This window comes from Acinetobacter sp. GW821-FHT09D10, assembly GCF_059416285.1.
Map to the genome: position 1 here is coordinate 326,270 of NZ_JBWKOW010000003.1, position 15,569 is coordinate 341,838.

Consider the following 15,569-nt stretch of genomic DNA (forward strand, 5'->3'; position numbering starts at 1 on the left):
GACGTAGGAGACAGCGTCTTTTGCAAACCTTGCGAGCGTCAAAATGTGGTTTGTCCACAGCCCAACTTCCTTCTTCGATTTTAGATGTGATCGATAGCCTGACTAAAGCTGGCTATGAAGCTTATATTGTTGGGGGTGGTGTCCGTGATTTAATGCTAGGGTTTAATCCTAAAGATTTCGATGCAGTCACCAATGCGACACCTGCTCAAATTAAAGAAGTTTTTGGCCGACGTTGCCGAATCATTGGCCGTCGATTTGAATTGGCACATGTCTATTCAGGGCGTGAGCTTATTGAAGTTGCAACATTCCGTGCCCCCCCTAAAAAAGCAGTTACGAGTGCCTCAGGCATGATTTTACGTGACAATAACTGGGGTACCATCGAACAAGACTTTGCTCGACGTGACTTTTCTATCAATACCTTATATTACCAACCGCGTAAGGCTATTGTGCTCGATTTTTGCAAAGCAATTGACGATGTTAAAAACAAAACTTTGCGTTTATTGGGTGATCCAACACAGCGTTTTGAAGAAGACCCTGTGCGTATGCTGCGAACTCTACGCTTTGCAGCCAAGTTAAATTTCAAAATTGATTCAAATATTCTCGATATATTTGATGCTGAAATGACGCAATTATTGCGTGATGTCTCTCCGCATCGTTTATATGATGAATCTCAGAAGTTGTTCACAATGGGACATTTGGCGCGTGTTCTGCCAATGTTGATTGAGTTTGGTGTTTGGAAGCAACTTTTTGCCGATGTTCAGCCTAATCTCACCCCATTTATTCAACGAGCAGCAAAGAATACAGATCAACGTATACAAGTGGGTAAAACAATTAACCCTGCATTTTTCTATGCAGTTTTATTGTGGCAGCCGTTTTTAGAGCGTTGTGAATTTTATTTATCTAAAGGTATTGTGCCAGCCGAAGCGCGTGCACAGGCTGGTTTAGACGTCTTAAAACGCCAAGCAACACGTACAGTGATTCCTCGTTTTGCAGAAACTTTTATTCGTGAAGTTTGGGAAATGCAGACTCGTTTGCTCAATCCAAAACCACAGCAAATAGAAGCATTGGCAGGGCATGCTCGCTTCCGTGCGGGTTTTGACTTCTTATTACTCCGTGAAAAGTCAGGTGATGACACAACACAAGGAATGGGAAGCTGGTGGGAATCCTACCAAGAAATGTCAAATGACGAAAAAGAAGCTGCTATTAGCCAATATAATCGTCAGAAAGCTAGAAACCGCCGTAAAGCTGCTGCTGAGCCTATTGAAAATAATAAAGTTGAGACGGAAATTGAACCTTTGGTTGATATTCCAGAACCACGCACTCGCCGTGGGAAAAAAGAACGTACTAGACAAGATCAGGCAGTAAGCCGATTTGTTGAAAAAGCGACTGCTTCAGAAGCTGGTGTGACGGGCGATCATCCAATTTTAAAACGTAAGCGGGTACAACGCGATTTAAGCCAAGTTGTTTTTGGGCCAACGCAATGACAATAACCACTTATATTGGTTTAGGAAGTAATTTAGGCGATTCCCGTCAAATTTTATCTGAAGCCATTGCCAAGCTTAAAACCTTAGGAATGGTTAAAGTTTCTAGACTTTATCAAAGTCCACCTATGGGGCCTCAAGACCAGCCAAATTATTTAAATGCAGTTGCAGAATTAAATACGGATCTTGCGCCTTTAGATTTACTCAATCATTTACAACGTTTTGAGCAAGAGGCGGGTCGTGTACGACTTCGCCGTTGGGGTGAGCGAACCTTAGATTTGGATTTGCTTATATATGGCAATGAAAAAATTCAAAATGAGCGCTTAACTGTGCCGCACATAGGAATTCTACAACGAGATTTTGTTGTAATTCCCTTATTAGATTTAGATGCAGATTTACAACTGAATGGTCAGCCACTCAAAGATTTAGAGCTGATACAGCAGCCGACACTGACTGTACTTGCTGATGAGTCTTGGGCTTAAGCTCTCGATTCATTATGTTCTGCGAACTCCTGTAGAGGATATCATCATGATTAGTCTAAGTGACTTAAGAAAATTTAAAACCGAAGGACGCAAGTTCTCTTGCCTGACTTGTTACGATGCAAGCATGGCAAAAGCAATGGAACTTGCTGAAGTTGATACAATCTTAATTGGTGATTCTCTTGGAATGGCAATTCAAGGGCGAGATTCAACTTTGCCAGTAACCGTTGAAGATATGGCTTATCATACAGCAGCGGTTCGTCGTGGTAATCAGCATGCATTGATTATGACCGACTTACCATTCATGAGTTATGCAACCTTAAATGATGCTTTGCAGAACTCAAGAACAGTTATGCAGGCTGGCGCTCAAATGGTGAAAATCGAAGGCGGTGCATGGTTAAGTGAAATCGTGCAGGTTTTAACCCGTAATGGCGTGCCTGTTTGTGTACATTTAGGCTTAACACCTCAATCTGTACATGTATTTGGTGGTTATAAATTACAAGCTAGAACACGTGAAGCGGCAGATCAACTCATTGCTGATTGTACAGCAGTAGTTGAGGCGGGTGCATCGGTGTTATTACTTGAATGTGTACCTGCTCAGTTGGGACAAGAAATTGCTGAATTATTCCCAAATACACCTGTAATTGGTATTGGTGCAGGTAATGCAACTGATGGCCAAGTATTGGTTGTACAAGATATGTTAGGTTTAACTTTTGGTCGAGTTGCGCGTTTTGTACGTAACTTTATGAAAGAACAATCAGGTGAAACTGCTATTTTAGATGCGTTTAAAGCTTATCATGCTGCGGTACTTGATCAGTCATTCCCTGCTAAAGAACATACTTTTCACGTTGAGCTGTAATTCATGAAAACAGAAACCACCATACAAGGTCTTGCAGCTTCTTTAAATCCTGCTAGAGCTGCACGTAAAATTATTGGTTTTGTCCCAACAATGGGAAATCTACATGAAGGACATCTCACACTTGTTCGTGAAGCGAAAAAGTTATGTGATGTTGTGGTTGTGAGCATTTTCGTAAATCCGACTCAATTTGGACCGGGTGAAGATTTTGATAACTATCCTCGTACTTTAGAACAAGATAGTCGTCTATTGGCTGATGTAGGCTGTGATATTATTTTTGCGCCATCAGTTGAGCAAATGTACGGTACCCAACCGCGTTTAACAAACATAAGTGTAAATCAGATTACAGATGCTTTATGTGGTAGTTCACGTCCGGGACACTTTGATGGTGTAGCTTTGGTTGTAACTAAGCTCTTTAATATTGTGCAACCCAATTATGCTTTCTTTGGACAAAAAGATTACCAGCAGTTAGCAGTTATTCGCCAGTTTGTACAAGATTTAAATATCCCTTTAGAAGTGATTGGTGTACCAATTGTTCGTGCAGCAGATGGCTTGGCTCTTAGCTCAAGAAATGGTTATTTAAGCGATGAACACCGTCAGGTGGCTCCGGTTATTTATCAAAGTTTGAAGCAGGCTGAGCAACAGTTACATCAAGGCAAAGATTTGCAACAAGTTGTAGAAGATATCAAAACTCAGTTGACAGATAATGGTTTTGTTGTGGATTATGTCGAAGCTCGTCAGACAAATCTGTTACCTGCTACTCAATTTGATCGTGATATTGTGTTATTTGTCGCGGCAAAACTGGGTGCAACCCGTTTGATTGACAATTTAGAAGTTGCCTTTACACCCCAATAAAGAGATCAAAGGACAGCCATGCCATGAAGCGTATACTTATCGTGACAGGACAGTCTGGTTCAGGAAAATCTTCAGCCCTTCAAGTATTAGAAGATTTGGGCTATTACTGTATTGATAATTTGCCTTTGGCATTGCTGCCTGAAATTGTGGCAAAGCTAGATCATGAAAATAACCTAGAGCAATTGGCTTTAGGTGTGGATGTAAGAAGTACTCGGGCAGATATGCAAGAGTTCGATCATGTTTTTGAGCAATTACAAAGACATGGGACGGTTGATGTTATTTACCTTACTACGCAAGATCAGGATCTGATTGCGCGTTTTAGTGCATCGCGTCGCCCACATCCATTAGCCAACCGTTTTAAAAGTCTGTTGCAATGTATTCATGAAGAAAAGCAGTTGCTGCTTCCAATTCAGTTCCGCGCGACGGTTCATATTGATACAACGGATAAAAGCGTTCATGATTTAAAGCATATTTTACTGTCTAAATTGGGGCAGTCAGATAAGCTTATTGTCATATTGCAGTCCTTTGGATATAAACATGGCATTCCTTTAGATGCCGATTATGTTTTTGATGTACGGCATTTACCAAATCCGCATTGGGATTTAGAATTAAGACGTTTTTCTGGTTTGGATGAGCCAGTAAGACAATTTTTAGAAGCAAGTCCACAAGCAAACGAAATGTTTGATGATATTCTTCACTTCTTAAAAAAATGGCTTCCAGCATTTGCTGAAGGACATCGTCACTATATGACGATTTCTATTGGTTGTACTGGAGGTCAACATCGTTCGGTTTATATCGTAGATAGACTAAAACAAGCACTTGAGGCAGAATGGTCTGTTCAGGTCTTACACAGAGAAATGAAGCACTGGTCATGATAGACACAACTGTTGATGTAATTAATAAACTCGGTTTACATGCTCGTGCATCAGGAAAACTGATAGAGGTCACTACAAAGTTTCGTTCGTCGATCCAGATTGGGAAAGGCGACCATTTGGTAGATGCAAAAAATATTATGTCTTTGCTGATGTTAGGTGCAGGTAAAGGGACCACTTTGCGATTGGTCATTGATGGTACCGACGAAGAACAGGCATTAAATGAAGTACTGGCGTTATTCGCAGCAAAATTTTATGAGGCAGATTAATCGTGGCACGTGGTTCCCAACGTTATACTGAAGAAGATTTTGGTTCTTTAGAAGGACGTGCAAGCAAAACCGAACAGAAAAAAGCAGTGCAACGCATGGCTGCTTTAGGTGAGCAACTCGCACAACTTTCTATTAAACAAATTCAGAAACTTCCAGTTGATGAGCGTTTAATTGATGCTTTAATGGAAGTGCAGAACATTAGTTCTTTTGAAGCACGTCGTCGCCAATTTCAACGTATTGGTAAGTTATTGCGCAATGAAGATGAGACCGTTATTTTGTCTTATTTAACCCCACAGCAAGGCGCAAAAAGACAGGCTCAATTAATGCGTTGGGTTGACCGCATGATTGAACAGGGTGATCCTGCAATTACTGAATTTAGTAAAATTTATAATGCATCGGAACGTCACACCTTGCGTCAGCATGTGTTGAGAATCAACCGCGATAAAACTCAACAGGCGAGTGAAGCAGATATCGAGGCATCAAAAGTTAAATTTATTAACTATGTACAGCAAATTGCATTATTGTCTGATCAAGGCTAAATGCACTTAAATAAAAAAAGCGACGCTCAAGGCGTCGCTTTTTTTATTTATATATTCTCAGCGCGTTCTTTTGCCCATTCACGCAAAATAAACTTCTGTAATTTGCCGGTCGATGTTTTTGGAATTTCTGTAATGACCACATCTTTAGGAACTTTAAAGCGTGCTAACTCTTTTTGGCAATGTTCAATAATTTCTTCAGGCGTTGCTATTGCACCCATCTTTAATTCAATAAATGCGCATGGTACTTCTTGCCAACGGGCATCGGGTTTAGCAACCACCGCAGCGGTTAAAACAGCTGGGTGCTTATACAACACATCCTCTATTTCTAGAGAGGAAATATTTTCTCCACCTGAAATAATAATGTCTTTTGAGCGATCAGTAATTTTTGCATAACCATCGGGATGGCAAACTGCTAAGTCTCCCGTATGGAACCATCCACCAGCAAAAGCTTCTTGAGTCGCTTTGGGATTCTTTAAATAGCCTTTCATGACAATATTGCCACGGAACATGATTTCTCCCATGGTTTGTCCGTCGTTTGGTACGGGTTGCATGGTTTCTGGGTCTAATACACGCATACTGTCTTGTAATGGATAGGGCACGCCTTGACGGGAATGAAGTTGGGCTTGTTCGGCAATTGATAGCTCATTCCATCCTGATTGCGAAGCGCACAAGGCAGAAGGCCCGTAGGTTTCAGTTAAACCATAAACATGGTTTACGTTAATCCCCATATTGCGCATACCTTCAATAATAGCAACTGGAGGAGCTGCTCCAGCAACCATCACTTCAACATGGTGATCAAAGTCAGTTTGCTTTTCTTTAGGTAAGTTAATAATCATTGAAAGAACAATAGGTGCGCCACAGAAATAATCAACTTTATGTTTTGCAATGAGTTGCATGACTAATTTTGGGTCGACCTTGCGCAAGCAAATATTGGTTCCACCACTGGCTGCTATACTCCATGCAAAACACCAGCCATTACAATGGAAAAGCGGTAATGTCCATAAATACACAGCACGAGGTTTCATTCCGCAGGCCAATATATTACTTGCAGCGTTTAAATAAGCGCCTCGATGATGATAAACAACGCCTTTAGGATTACCTGTTGTGCCTGAAGTGTAGCTTAAGCTAATTGCATCCCACTCATCATCTGGTAAATGCCATACGAAATTAATGTCGCCTTGAGCTATCCATTCTTCATATTCAAAAGAGCCGATAAACTGATTCTCGCCCTCATATTCATCATCAGCTACATCAATCACAATAATGTGTTGGTCAGGAATAAGAGAAAGTGCTTCTCTTGCCAAATTAACAAATTCAGGGTCAACCAAAAGCACTTTACTTTCAGCATGTTCTAACATGAAAGCTATTGTTTTTGCATCTAAGCGTGTATTGAGCGTATTGAGTACAGCCCCAGCCATTGGAACTGCAAAATGTGCTTCTATCATGGCTGGCACATTAGGCAATAAAACTGATACCGTATCATTTTTTTCAATTCCGAGTTGTTTGAGTTGAGAAGCAAACTGGCAACAACGTTGGTAAGTTTCTTTCCATGAAATTTGGCGTTTACCGTGAATAATCGAAGCATGATTTGGATAAATATAAGCTGCACGCTCTAGGTAGCGTAGAGGCGATAACGCAACAAAGTTTGCGGGTGTGCGTGGTAATTCATCATAAGCACTAACCATGTGAAACAACTCCGTGTTCTATTTTTAATTCATTCTTTGAAAATATGACTTAACACTCATCAAAGCATCTATGCTTTAGTCTTAAAGAGAAGTACCCTTCAGTCAGAAAATGAGCAGAAATGCTATTTTCTTCATCTTAAACCACTTGTGTTGAACATGTTTAAAAAATAATCTCAATATGTTTTTTAAGTCATTTAATGCTGTTTACCTGATAAACAAAATGTATTTATGATTTTATGGGCTCAAAGGTTTTCACTTTGCTTGAACAAGTGTAAAATCTTTCAGGTTTTTAAACTTTGATTTACACCGTTTTTATATTTTGAGGTTCGCCTCGATCATAATCTCGCGGTGAAATGCTCCTTCGTATAGGGCATCACTCCTTAAGGATTTTTTTATGCCAATTATCACATTGCCAAATGGCGATCAAAAGAATTTTGATCACGCTGTATCTGTTATGGAAGTTGCCCAAAGTATCGGGCCTGGTCTAGCAAAAAATACTGTTGCTGGACGTGTGAATGATCGCTTAGTTGATGCATGTGACTTAATTACCGAAGATTCGACCTTACAAATTATCACTCCAAAAGATGAAGAAGGTCTTGAAATTATTCGCCATTCTTGTGCACACCTTGTTGGACATGCTGTTAAACAGCTTTTCCCTGAAGCCAAGATGGTGATTGGTCCAGTCATTGAAGAAGGTTTTTACTACGACATCTGGATGCCACGTCCTTTTACTTTAGACGATATGGCAGCTGTCGAAGAGCGCATGAAAAAGCTCATCGATCAAGATTACGATGTTGTTAAAAAAATGACACCACGTGACGAAGTAATTGCTGAATTTACTACACGTGGCGAAGAATACAAATTACGCTTGATTGCAGACATGCCTGAAGAAACAGAAATGGGCTTGTACTACCATCAAGATTATTTAGATATGTGTCGTGGTCCACACGTACCGAACACTAAATTTTTAAAATCGTTTAAGCTGACAAAAATCTCTGGCGCTTATTGGCGTGGTGATGCGAAGAACGAACAGCTTCAACGTATTTATGGTACTGCATGGGCTGATAAGAAACAGCTTGCTGCATACATCAAACGTATTGAAGAAGCTGAAAAGCGCGACCACCGTAAAATTGGTAAAGCTCTAGACTTGTTCCATATGCAAGAAGAAGCACCAGGTATGGTGTTCTGGCATCCAAACGGTTGGACGATTTACCAAGTTCTTGAACAATACATGCGTAAAGTTCAGCAAGACAATGGTTACCTCGAGATTAAAACACCACAAATCGTAGACTTTACGCTTTGGGAAAAATCAGGTCATGCAGCGAACTACGCAGACAACATGTTTACGACTCATTCTGAAAGTCGTAATTATGCGGTTAAACCAATGAACTGCCCATGTCACGTGCAAGTTTTCAACCAAGGTTTGAAGTCTTACCGTGATTTACCAATTCGTTTAGCAGAGTTCGGTTCTTGCCATCGTAACGAACCATCTGGTTCTTTACACGGCATTATGCGTGTACGTGGCTTTACACAAGATGATGCACATATCTTCTGTACTAAAGAACAAATCGGTCAAGAAGTCGCAGATTTTATTAAACTGACGCTTGATGTTTATAAAGATTTTGGCTTTGAAGAAGTGCAAATGAAACTTTCTACACGTCCAGAAAAACGTGTGGGTGAGGATGCACTTTGGGATATGGCTGAGAAATCTTTAGCAGATGCTTTAGATGCAGCAGGGTTAGAATGGGAATTACAACCTGGTGAAGGTGCGTTCTACGGTCCAAAAATTGAATTCTCATTGAAAGACTGTCTCGGACGTGTATGGCAATGTGGTACTATTCAGTGTGACTTCAACTTACCAGAGCGTTTAGATGCGTCTTATGTGACTGAAGACAATGATCGTGATCAGCCTGTTATGTTGCATCGTGCAATTCTTGGCAGTTTTGAGCGTTTTATTGGTATACTAATTGAACACTACGCTGGTTTCATGCCGCCTTGGTTGTCACCGTTACAAGCATGTGTCATGAATATCACGGACTCTCAAGCTGAAGCTTGTGAGAAAGTCGTAGCAAAACTCAAAGAAAATGGTCTTCGTGCCATTTCTGACTTGAGAAATGAAAAAATCGGATTTAAGATTCGTGAGCGTACTCTAGAGCGTATTCCTTACTTGTTAGTTCTTGGTGATCGAGAAGTTGAAGAAGGTACAGTGAATGTACGTACCCGCTCAGGAAAAAATTTAGGTACTATGTCAGTAGATGCATTCATTGACTTAGTGAAGTCTGCCGTCGCCGAACGTGGCCGGTATATTGTGGAGTAAGAAAGATTAAACAGCCTGACCGTAACCAACAACAAGGTGCAAAAAGCAACCGTCCAGCAATTAATGATGAGATCCGTGCAAAAGAAGTACGCCTCGTCGGTGCTGAAGGTGAGCAAAAAGGAATTGTTTCATTAAGTGAAGCACTGCGTGCTGCTGAAGAGGTTGAACTTGATCTTGTTGAGATCGTTGCAAACGCCGAGCCGCCTGTTTGTAAAATTATGGATTACAACAAGCACTTGTTTGACCTGAAGCAGAAGCAAAAAGATGCGAAGAAAAAACAGCATCAAGTGCAAGTGAAGGAAATCAAACTGCGCCCTGCAACTGATGTTGGTGATTATCAAGTTAAGCTTCGTGCTATTTTGAAATTCCTTGAAGAAGGAAACAAAGTAAAGATTACTTTACGTTTCCGTGGTCGTGAAATGGCTCACCAACAGCTTGGCTTAGCTCAATTGCAAAAAATTGAAGTAGATGTAGCTGAGTTTGGGGTTGTGGAACAAGCACCAAAAATGGAAGGCCGTCAAATGGGTATGTTACTTGGACCGAAAAAGAAAAAGTAATACTCAAAAAAAGCACTGCAAAAGCAGTGCTTTTTTATAACTAAATACAAATAAAAAAGATGATTTAATTTTTCTCTATTCAGTTTCATTTAAGACAATTAATATATTTTTCTAGGAAATTCAATTCTCGAATTTTATGTGTTTTTTGGTGTTGCAAATCTAATCGTCTCTGTTAAAACATGATATAAACCAAGACGCAGTCATGATAACGATGAGTAGGAAAATAGAATGATTGATCTATATTATTGGGGAACTCCCAATGGACATAAAATCACAATTGCCTTAGAAGAAATGGGACTGGATTACACTCTTTATCCAATCAATATTTTAGAAAATGATCAATTTCAACCAGATTTCCTGAGAATTTCCCCAAATAATAAAATTCCTGCGATTGTTGATCAAGATGGACCCCGTGGTGAGCCAATTTCTATATTTGAATCAGGCGCTATCTTGCAATATTTAGGTAGAAAAACTGGATTATTTTACCCAACTGATGAGCAAGAGCGAGTTGAGGTTGAGCAATGGCTCATGTGGCAAATGGGCGGTTTAGGTCCTATGCTTGGGCAAAATCATCATTTTAATCGTTTTGCCCCAGAAAAAATCCCCTATGCTATAGAGCGCTATGTAAATGAAACTAAACGTTTATATAGTGTACTTAACAAACAACTCATTGGTCAGAAGTTTGTCGCTGGTGAATACTCTATTGCGGACATGGCAATTTTACCTTGGATTTTACGTTATGAATGGCAAGGTATTCAGATTGAAGAATATCCATACGTACAAGAATATATTGTACGTTTAACAGCACGCCCCGCAGTTCAGAAAGCACTATCGATTAAAGTGGCCTAATTTCTTGCTTGGATTTAGTGAATACTTAAAGCAAAAAGTCGTTTGGTGTGATTGATTATGCTGAGCTACTTTTTGCTTTTTATGAGTGCCTTTGGCGCTGCGACATTACTACCTCTACAGTCTGAAGCAGTATTGGCGACTTTGTTATTAAAGGGGCAATATTCAGCTTTGCTTTTAATTGGCATAGCTACTTTGGGTAATGTATTGGGTTCTTGCGTCAATTGGTGGCTAGGCCTAAAAATAGAACAATTTAAACATCGTAAGTGGTTTCCGGTTTCTGAAAAGCGTTTACAACAAGCGCAGAGCTTTTACCATAAATATGGATTTTACTCTTTATTGTTAAGTTGGGTTCCCATAATTGGCGATCCCATTACTTTGGTTGCTGGACTATTCAAAGAAAATTTTTGGCGCTTCCTTGGTATAGTCATTATTGCTAAAGCAGGGCGTTATTTGTTTATTTACTGGGTGGTAATGGGTTTTATTTAAAATAAAAAAGCATCCGAAGATGCTTGAATTATAAATATGTATTTAGTCTTCTGAGCTTTTTGTAATGTCTACTTTAAATAGATCATTCGTTTTGAGCCAACAGAAAGTCACAACAAATAGAGTCATACAGCCTCCGAAAATAGTCGCTGTAATAGTTCCCAAATATTTAGCTGCTAAGCCTGACTCAAAAGCTCCTAATTCATTACTCGAAGACACAAACATGCCATTTACAGCGGCTACGCGTCCCCGCATATTTTCTGGTGGGAAAATTTGCAAAATGGTTTGTCTTACAACAACAGAAATACTGTCACATGCACCTGTCATAGCAAGCGCAAAAAGAGATAACCACATATTATTCGAGAAGGCGAATAGGATTGTGAATATTCCAAAACCTGCTACAGCAAGTAACATGTTACGCCATGCATGTTGAGTTGGCGGAAAGCGGGTTAAGGCAATCATGGTAATGAGTGCGCCAATAGATGGAGCTGCTCGTAAATATCCAAGCCCTTCAGGACCAACTTTTAATATATCTTCTGCAAAAATGGGTAATAACGCGATGACACCCCCAAATAAAACAGAGGCTAAATCAAGAGAAATTGCCCAAAGAACAATTTTGGTTTTCCAGATAAAGCGGAAACCGTCTCCTAGACTTTCTAAAATATTGTCAGTTTCAATTTTAGGGAAACTACGTTTATGCAGTAAGTTAATTAAAATAAAGCAAATAGCGAGTAAAGCAGCGACACTAAATAGGCTAGTTTCCCGTCCTAAATAAGCAAGCATAAAACCACCAAGCATTGGTCCAATAATTACACCACTTTGCCAGCCGATGGTTGTCCATGTCGCACCATTTGCATAAAGTTCGCGTGGAATTAAAAATGGCTTTAAAGATGTTGCAGAAGGATTGTAGAAACCGCGGATTGTTCCTAAACCAAAAATAACAGCATAAATGCCCCATGAAAGAAAACTAACACTGATATGCCCTAAACCATGTAAGTGGAAAAGTAACCATAGAACCAAGGGGAGAGGAACCGAGAAAAATAAACAGATTTTCATAATAATCTGTTTATTAAACCTATCTGCGAAATAGCCTCCCCAAAGAGAAAGGGCAATAAAAGGAATGGCTTCTGCGAGTCCGATTAAACCTAAAGTCAGTGGGTCTTTGGTGATTTGATATAATGAGTAAGCAACAATAATTTCTTGAATTAAAATTGCGAGCGTTAAGCAAAATTGATTGATCGTAACGATAGAGAAATCTCGATACCGCAATGCAGCGAAAGCATCATTTTGTGTATTCATATTCTTTTGAATTTAAGAGATTGCGCTTATTATAGGCGATGATTTTGTGGATTTTCTCGTAATTTGATAATTGATTATAGAAAATATTGTTTATATAAAATAGACAATTTACTATCAAAAAATGAGCATTTTACTTTTGTTTTAAGTTGGGATGCTTTAGAATATCGGCTCCCTTACCTGCAGGTCGTTTTTGCAATGGTGCAAACGTTCCGAACAGGTGTTCAAAAGAGGTTGTTATGCCTAAGATGAAAACTCGCCGCGGTGCTGCTAAACGCTTTAAAGCGACTGCACACGGTTTCAAGCGCAAACAAGCATTTAAGCGCCACATTTTGACCAAAAAATCTGCTAAACGTATCCGTCAATTACGCGGCTGTGTAATGGTTCATGTTTCTGATGTGAACTCAGTTCGTCGTATGTGCCCATACATCTAAGGAGATTATAAATGGCTCGTGTAAAACGTGGTGTAGTGGCTCATCGTCGTCACAAAAAAATTCTTGCTCGCGCTAAAGGTTACTATGGTGCTCGTTCACGCGTTTACCGCGTAGCGTTCCAAGCGGTAATCAAAGCTGGTCAATACGCTTATCGTGACCGCCGTCAAAAGAAACGTCAATTCCGTGCTCTATGGATTGCGCGTATCAATGCTGGTGCTCGTCAAAACGGTTTGTCTTACAGCCGTATGATCGATGGCTTGAAAAAAGCTCAAGTGATCATCGACCGTCGCGTATTAGCTGACATCGCTATGCATGATGCAGTAGCATTTGCTGCTTTAGCTGAAAAAGCTAAAGGTGCATTAGCTGCATAAGCTTAGAGATTCAAAAAAAGGCCGCTTTTTAGCGGTCTTTTTTATTTTTAGTGGTTCTGTTTTAAAAAAGATAATAACCAGAGATAAATTATGAAAGATGAAAAATTTTTAGATGACTTAATTCAAAAAGTGCAAAAAGGTGATCAGTTTAAATATTTATATTTTTGGGGGCATACTCCTAAGCAAGTTGATCTTATTGATAAGAGTTGTTTTAGTCAGTGGTATCCAGCGCAATTTAAAGATGAGGGTATTGAATACCTTACTGCTGAGCACTATATGATGGCGCAAAAAGCAAAATTATTTAATGATGAAGAAATCTTTGCACAGATCTTGCAAGTTAAACATCCAAATGAAGCAAAACAACTAGGTCGTAAAGTGCGCAATTATGATGAAAAGATATGGCAAGAAAAACGGTTTGATATCGTGGTGAAGGCAAACTTTGTTAAATTCTCTCAGCATCCTGAATTGAAAAATTTCTTATTAGCAACGAAAGACCATATTTTAGTTGAAGCATCTCCGGTAGATAAAATTTGGGGGATTGGTATGGCGCAAGATCATTTACATATTCAAGACCCATCTCAATGGCAAGGCTTAAATTTGTTGGGCTTTGCTTTAATGCATGTTCGGGAGCAGCTTTTAGCTCAATAAATTTGTTTTAAAAAATTTATACCTAACTTTAAAAAGTAGTGATGTGCGGGGAACGAATTGAAATCATTAAATGAAAGAGAAATTAGTATAGCCACTTTTAAGGATGCATTATCTATTGCAGAAGTGCATGTACAGTGCTGGAAAGAAACTTATACAGGTATGCTTAAGCAAGAAATATTGGATGAGCTTAAAGTACTAGATAAGGAGCTACTATGGAAAGAAATAGCCAAAAGCCCTGATCATAAGTTATTTATCTATACTGAAAATGGAATGGTAAAAGGCTTTCTCGATGGTTATCTGAGCCCTGAGAATAATACTGCTGAAATTCTTGCCTTTTATCTTTTGAAAGAAATTCAAAGGCAAGGTATAGGCCGTGAGTTATTTCTAAAGTTCTATCAATGTGCATTAAATCAAGGTTACGCTTTTATTCGTTTAGAAGTTTTTAATAAAAATCCAAGCCGTTTCTTCTATGAAAAAATGGGAGCCAAAATAATTGGCGAAGCCGAACTACCTGAGTTCGGCTTCGAAATAACAGAATTATTTTATCAATGGGAACTGTAATCTTGATTAAAGGCCAAAATAATAAGCCAAAGCACAAATAATAATCGTTAAAATAATCAGCTTAATAACGCCTGAACCAGTGCCTTTATGGTGGTGAGATTTCAAATGTTGTGGATTTTCATTTGATTGCTCGAATGGAGAAGCCTTAACGACTGGAATTATTTGAGCTGTTTGGTAGTGATTAGCAGTCTTAACAATAAGCTTGGCAAACAAATCATCAGTTTTTTGCGTGAAATTTCTTAAATTAATCAGTTGTTCTTGGTCTAGCTCTTCTCCTAAAGGATCATTTGCAAGTCGCTTCTTTTGTTCTAAATAGTTGGTTAATGCTTGAGTACGAGATAAAAGCTGGTGAGCATAATCTGCAGGATAACTCTCTGGAATTAAAGCAAGTTTTTGTTCTTGGCTCGTAATGTTGGTACCATCAAAATAAGCTTTTTGAAACTCTGGTTCTTCAAAACCTGCTGCATATTTACTACGAAATAATTCACTATCCATAAAGTCCGCTATTTCTTGCCATGGCGGATTTTTTAAATCTGCTTCAATTTTTTTTGATAATTTTTCAGTTAGTTCAAAACGCCAGAAAGTTTCTAAACGAAGTTCGCAGGTTTGTGAAGGAGGGGCTTCAAACTCATTATCATTGTTATACCATTCAGCAAGTTCATGGCCAAAAATCCATGCAAATTTCTTATCATTTTGATGGCTCACAATAAAATGAGTATAAGGTAAAAGCTCAACATTGCTGTTTGGATTTTGCTCTTCATTTAGAAGGCTTGATAAATGTAAGCTAAGCTGAGTGGTGCCTTGTTTTTTTAAAGCTTCTAACCAAACTTGAAAGTGTTGGGCAAGCAAATGCTGAGAAGCTAAGTCACGAAACTGAAAACTATGGTGATCAAAAATATGATGTTGTCGCCATTGGGTAAAGCTTAAATTCTGGCGGAGGTATTCATTACCATACGTCACAAGCGTAAGTTGTTGTTTCCAAATTTGATTGAGCGCCATAATAGTTGATCTCATTGA

Annotated in this window: 18 protein-coding genes; 15 read left to right on the forward strand and 3 right to left on the reverse strand. The window is 39.2% G+C overall.

Annotation, left to right across the window (positions count from 1 at the left end):
• Positions 1-20 precede the first annotated feature (20 nt).
• From pcnB to yjgA, 7 genes are read left to right on the forward strand one after another with little or no spacing between them, the layout of a single operon-like run.
• On the forward strand, positions 21-1,484 hold the full coding sequence (gene pcnB / locus AC07M3_RS10565) for a polynucleotide adenylyltransferase PcnB (RefSeq protein WP_309951958.1): 1,464 nt from the start codon (positions 21-23) through the stop codon (positions 1,482-1,484).
• Entirely contained in the window at positions 1,481-1,963 is a 483-nt protein-coding gene (folK, locus tag AC07M3_RS10570) for a 2-amino-4-hydroxy-6-hydroxymethyldihydropteridine diphosphokinase (RefSeq protein WP_199990098.1), read from the forward strand. The genes pcnB and folK overlap by 4 nt, the downstream gene beginning before the upstream one ends.
• Before the next feature lie 46 nt (positions 1,964-2,009).
• The gene (panB, locus tag AC07M3_RS10575; protein ID WP_003655024.1) at positions 2,010-2,819 is read left to right on the forward strand and encodes a 3-methyl-2-oxobutanoate hydroxymethyltransferase; all 810 of its coding nucleotides are present in this window, start codon (positions 2,010-2,012) and stop codon (positions 2,817-2,819) included.
• Positions 2,820-2,822: 3 nt separating this feature from the next.
• Positions 2,823-3,671 carry a pantoate--beta-alanine ligase gene (gene panC / locus AC07M3_RS10580; protein WP_005036795.1) on the forward strand — a complete coding sequence of 283 codons (849 nt, stop codon included), beginning with the start codon at positions 2,823-2,825 and terminating at the stop codon, positions 3,669-3,671.
• 23 nt (positions 3,672-3,694) lie between these two features.
• Positions 3,695-4,546, forward strand: coding sequence for an RNase adapter RapZ (gene rapZ, locus AC07M3_RS10585; protein ID WP_003655028.1), 852 nt, complete (start codon positions 3,695-3,697; stop codon positions 4,544-4,546).
• Entirely contained in the window at positions 4,543-4,812 is a 270-nt protein-coding gene (locus tag AC07M3_RS10590) for an HPr family phosphocarrier protein (protein WP_013198928.1), read from the forward strand. The genes rapZ and AC07M3_RS10590 overlap by 4 nt, the downstream gene beginning before the upstream one ends.
• Positions 4,813-4,814: 2 nt before the next feature.
• On the forward strand, positions 4,815-5,351 hold the full coding sequence (gene yjgA / locus AC07M3_RS10595) for a ribosome biogenesis factor YjgA (RefSeq protein WP_494567248.1): 537 nt from the start codon (positions 4,815-4,817) through the stop codon (positions 5,349-5,351).
• A 47-nt stretch (positions 5,352-5,398) separates the two neighbouring features.
• On the opposite strand, the gene AC07M3_RS10600 is transcribed toward yjgA, so the two are convergent.
• Positions 5,399-7,036: an acyl-CoA synthetase gene (locus AC07M3_RS10600; RefSeq protein ID WP_494567249.1), complete on the reverse strand. Its 1,638-nt coding sequence runs from the start codon at positions 7,034-7,036 to the stop codon at positions 5,399-5,401.
• Between the two features lie 394 nt (positions 7,037-7,430).
• On the opposite strand from AC07M3_RS10600, the gene thrS reads away from it, so the two are divergent.
• From thrS to AC07M3_RS10620, 4 genes are all read left to right on the forward strand, one after another.
• Positions 7,431-9,353, forward strand: coding sequence for a threonine--tRNA ligase (gene thrS / locus AC07M3_RS10605; protein ID WP_494567250.1), 1,923 nt, complete (start codon positions 7,431-7,433; stop codon positions 9,351-9,353).
• Positions 9,354-9,358: 5 nt separating this feature from the next.
• On the forward strand, positions 9,359-9,910 hold the full coding sequence (gene infC / locus AC07M3_RS10610) for a translation initiation factor IF-3 (RefSeq protein WP_080026316.1): 552 nt from the start codon (positions 9,359-9,361) through the stop codon (positions 9,908-9,910).
• A 228-nt stretch (positions 9,911-10,138) separates the two neighbouring features.
• Positions 10,139-10,759: a glutathione S-transferase N-terminal domain-containing protein gene (locus AC07M3_RS10615; protein WP_494567251.1), complete on the forward strand. Its 621-nt coding sequence runs from the start codon at positions 10,139-10,141 to the stop codon at positions 10,757-10,759.
• 57 nt (positions 10,760-10,816) lie between these two features.
• Complete coding sequence (locus AC07M3_RS10620; protein WP_494567252.1) at positions 10,817-11,245, forward strand: YqaA family protein; 429 nt, start codon at positions 10,817-10,819, stop codon at positions 11,243-11,245.
• A gap of 42 nt (positions 11,246-11,287) precedes the next feature.
• On the opposite strand, the gene nreB is transcribed toward AC07M3_RS10620, so the two are convergent.
• Entirely contained in the window at positions 11,288-12,541 is a 1,254-nt protein-coding gene (gene nreB, locus AC07M3_RS10625) for a nickel resistance MFS transporter NreB (RefSeq protein WP_494567253.1), read from the reverse strand.
• A 236-nt stretch (positions 12,542-12,777) separates the two neighbouring features.
• Between nreB and rpmI the strand changes: the two genes are divergently transcribed.
• From rpmI to AC07M3_RS10645, 4 genes are all read left to right on the forward strand, one after another.
• The gene (rpmI, locus tag AC07M3_RS10630; RefSeq protein WP_003655048.1) at positions 12,778-12,972 is read left to right on the forward strand and encodes a 50S ribosomal protein L35; all 195 of its coding nucleotides are present in this window, start codon (positions 12,778-12,780) and stop codon (positions 12,970-12,972) included.
• A gap of 11 nt (positions 12,973-12,983) precedes the next feature.
• Positions 12,984-13,343, forward strand: coding sequence for a 50S ribosomal protein L20 (gene rplT / locus AC07M3_RS10635; protein ID WP_000124858.1), 360 nt, complete (start codon positions 12,984-12,986; stop codon positions 13,341-13,343).
• Positions 13,344-13,433: 90 nt separating this feature from the next.
• A complete protein-coding gene (gene ybiA / locus AC07M3_RS10640; protein WP_494567254.1) occupies positions 13,434-13,991 on the forward strand; it encodes a riboflavin biosynthesis intermediates N-glycosidase in 558 nt (185 codons plus the stop codon).
• A gap of 57 nt (positions 13,992-14,048) precedes the next feature.
• Positions 14,049-14,552, forward strand: a complete 504-nt coding sequence (locus tag AC07M3_RS10645) for a GNAT family N-acetyltransferase (protein WP_494567255.1) — start codon at positions 14,049-14,051, stop codon at positions 14,550-14,552.
• 6 nt (positions 14,553-14,558) lie between these two features.
• Here the strand turns inward: AC07M3_RS10645 and AC07M3_RS10650 are convergent, their stop codons facing one another.
• Positions 14,559-15,551 carry a hypothetical protein gene (locus AC07M3_RS10650; RefSeq protein ID WP_494567273.1) on the reverse strand — a complete coding sequence of 331 codons (993 nt, stop codon included), beginning with the start codon at positions 15,549-15,551 and terminating at the stop codon, positions 14,559-14,561.
• Between the last annotated feature and the right edge of the window lie 18 nt (positions 15,552-15,569).

Bases quoted from the DNA above. Each gene is read 5' to 3' on its own strand.
- folK (WP_199990098.1), top strand. From the start codon at position 1,481: ATGACAATAACCACTTATATTGGTTTAGGAAGTAATTTAGGCGATTCC.
- panB (WP_003655024.1), top strand. From the start codon at position 2,010: ATGATTAGTCTAAGTGACTTAAGAAAATTTAAAACCGAAGGACGCAAG.
- panC (WP_005036795.1), top strand. From the start codon at position 2,823: ATGAAAACAGAAACCACCATACAAGGTCTTGCAGCTTCTTTAAATCCT.
- rapZ (WP_003655028.1), top strand. From the start codon at position 3,695: ATGAAGCGTATACTTATCGTGACAGGACAGTCTGGTTCAGGAAAATCT.
- AC07M3_RS10590 (WP_013198928.1), top strand. From the start codon at position 4,543: ATGATAGACACAACTGTTGATGTAATTAATAAACTCGGTTTACATGCT.
- AC07M3_RS10600 (WP_494567249.1), bottom strand. From the start codon at position 7,036: ATGGTTAGTGCTTATGATGAATTACCACGCACACCCGCAAACTTTGTT.
- thrS (WP_494567250.1), top strand. From the start codon at position 7,431: ATGCCAATTATCACATTGCCAAATGGCGATCAAAAGAATTTTGATCAC.
- AC07M3_RS10615 (WP_494567251.1), top strand. From the start codon at position 10,139: ATGATTGATCTATATTATTGGGGAACTCCCAATGGACATAAAATCACA.
- AC07M3_RS10620 (WP_494567252.1), top strand. From the start codon at position 10,817: ATGCTGAGCTACTTTTTGCTTTTTATGAGTGCCTTTGGCGCTGCGACA.
- nreB (WP_494567253.1), bottom strand. From the start codon at position 12,541: ATGAATACACAAAATGATGCTTTCGCTGCATTGCGGTATCGAGATTTC.
- rpmI (WP_003655048.1), top strand. From the start codon at position 12,778: ATGCCTAAGATGAAAACTCGCCGCGGTGCTGCTAAACGCTTTAAAGCG.
- rplT (WP_000124858.1), top strand. From the start codon at position 12,984: ATGGCTCGTGTAAAACGTGGTGTAGTGGCTCATCGTCGTCACAAAAAA.
- ybiA (WP_494567254.1), top strand. From the start codon at position 13,434: ATGAAAGATGAAAAATTTTTAGATGACTTAATTCAAAAAGTGCAAAAA.
- AC07M3_RS10650 (WP_494567273.1), bottom strand. From the start codon at position 15,551: ATGGCGCTCAATCAAATTTGGAAACAACAACTTACGCTTGTGACGTAT.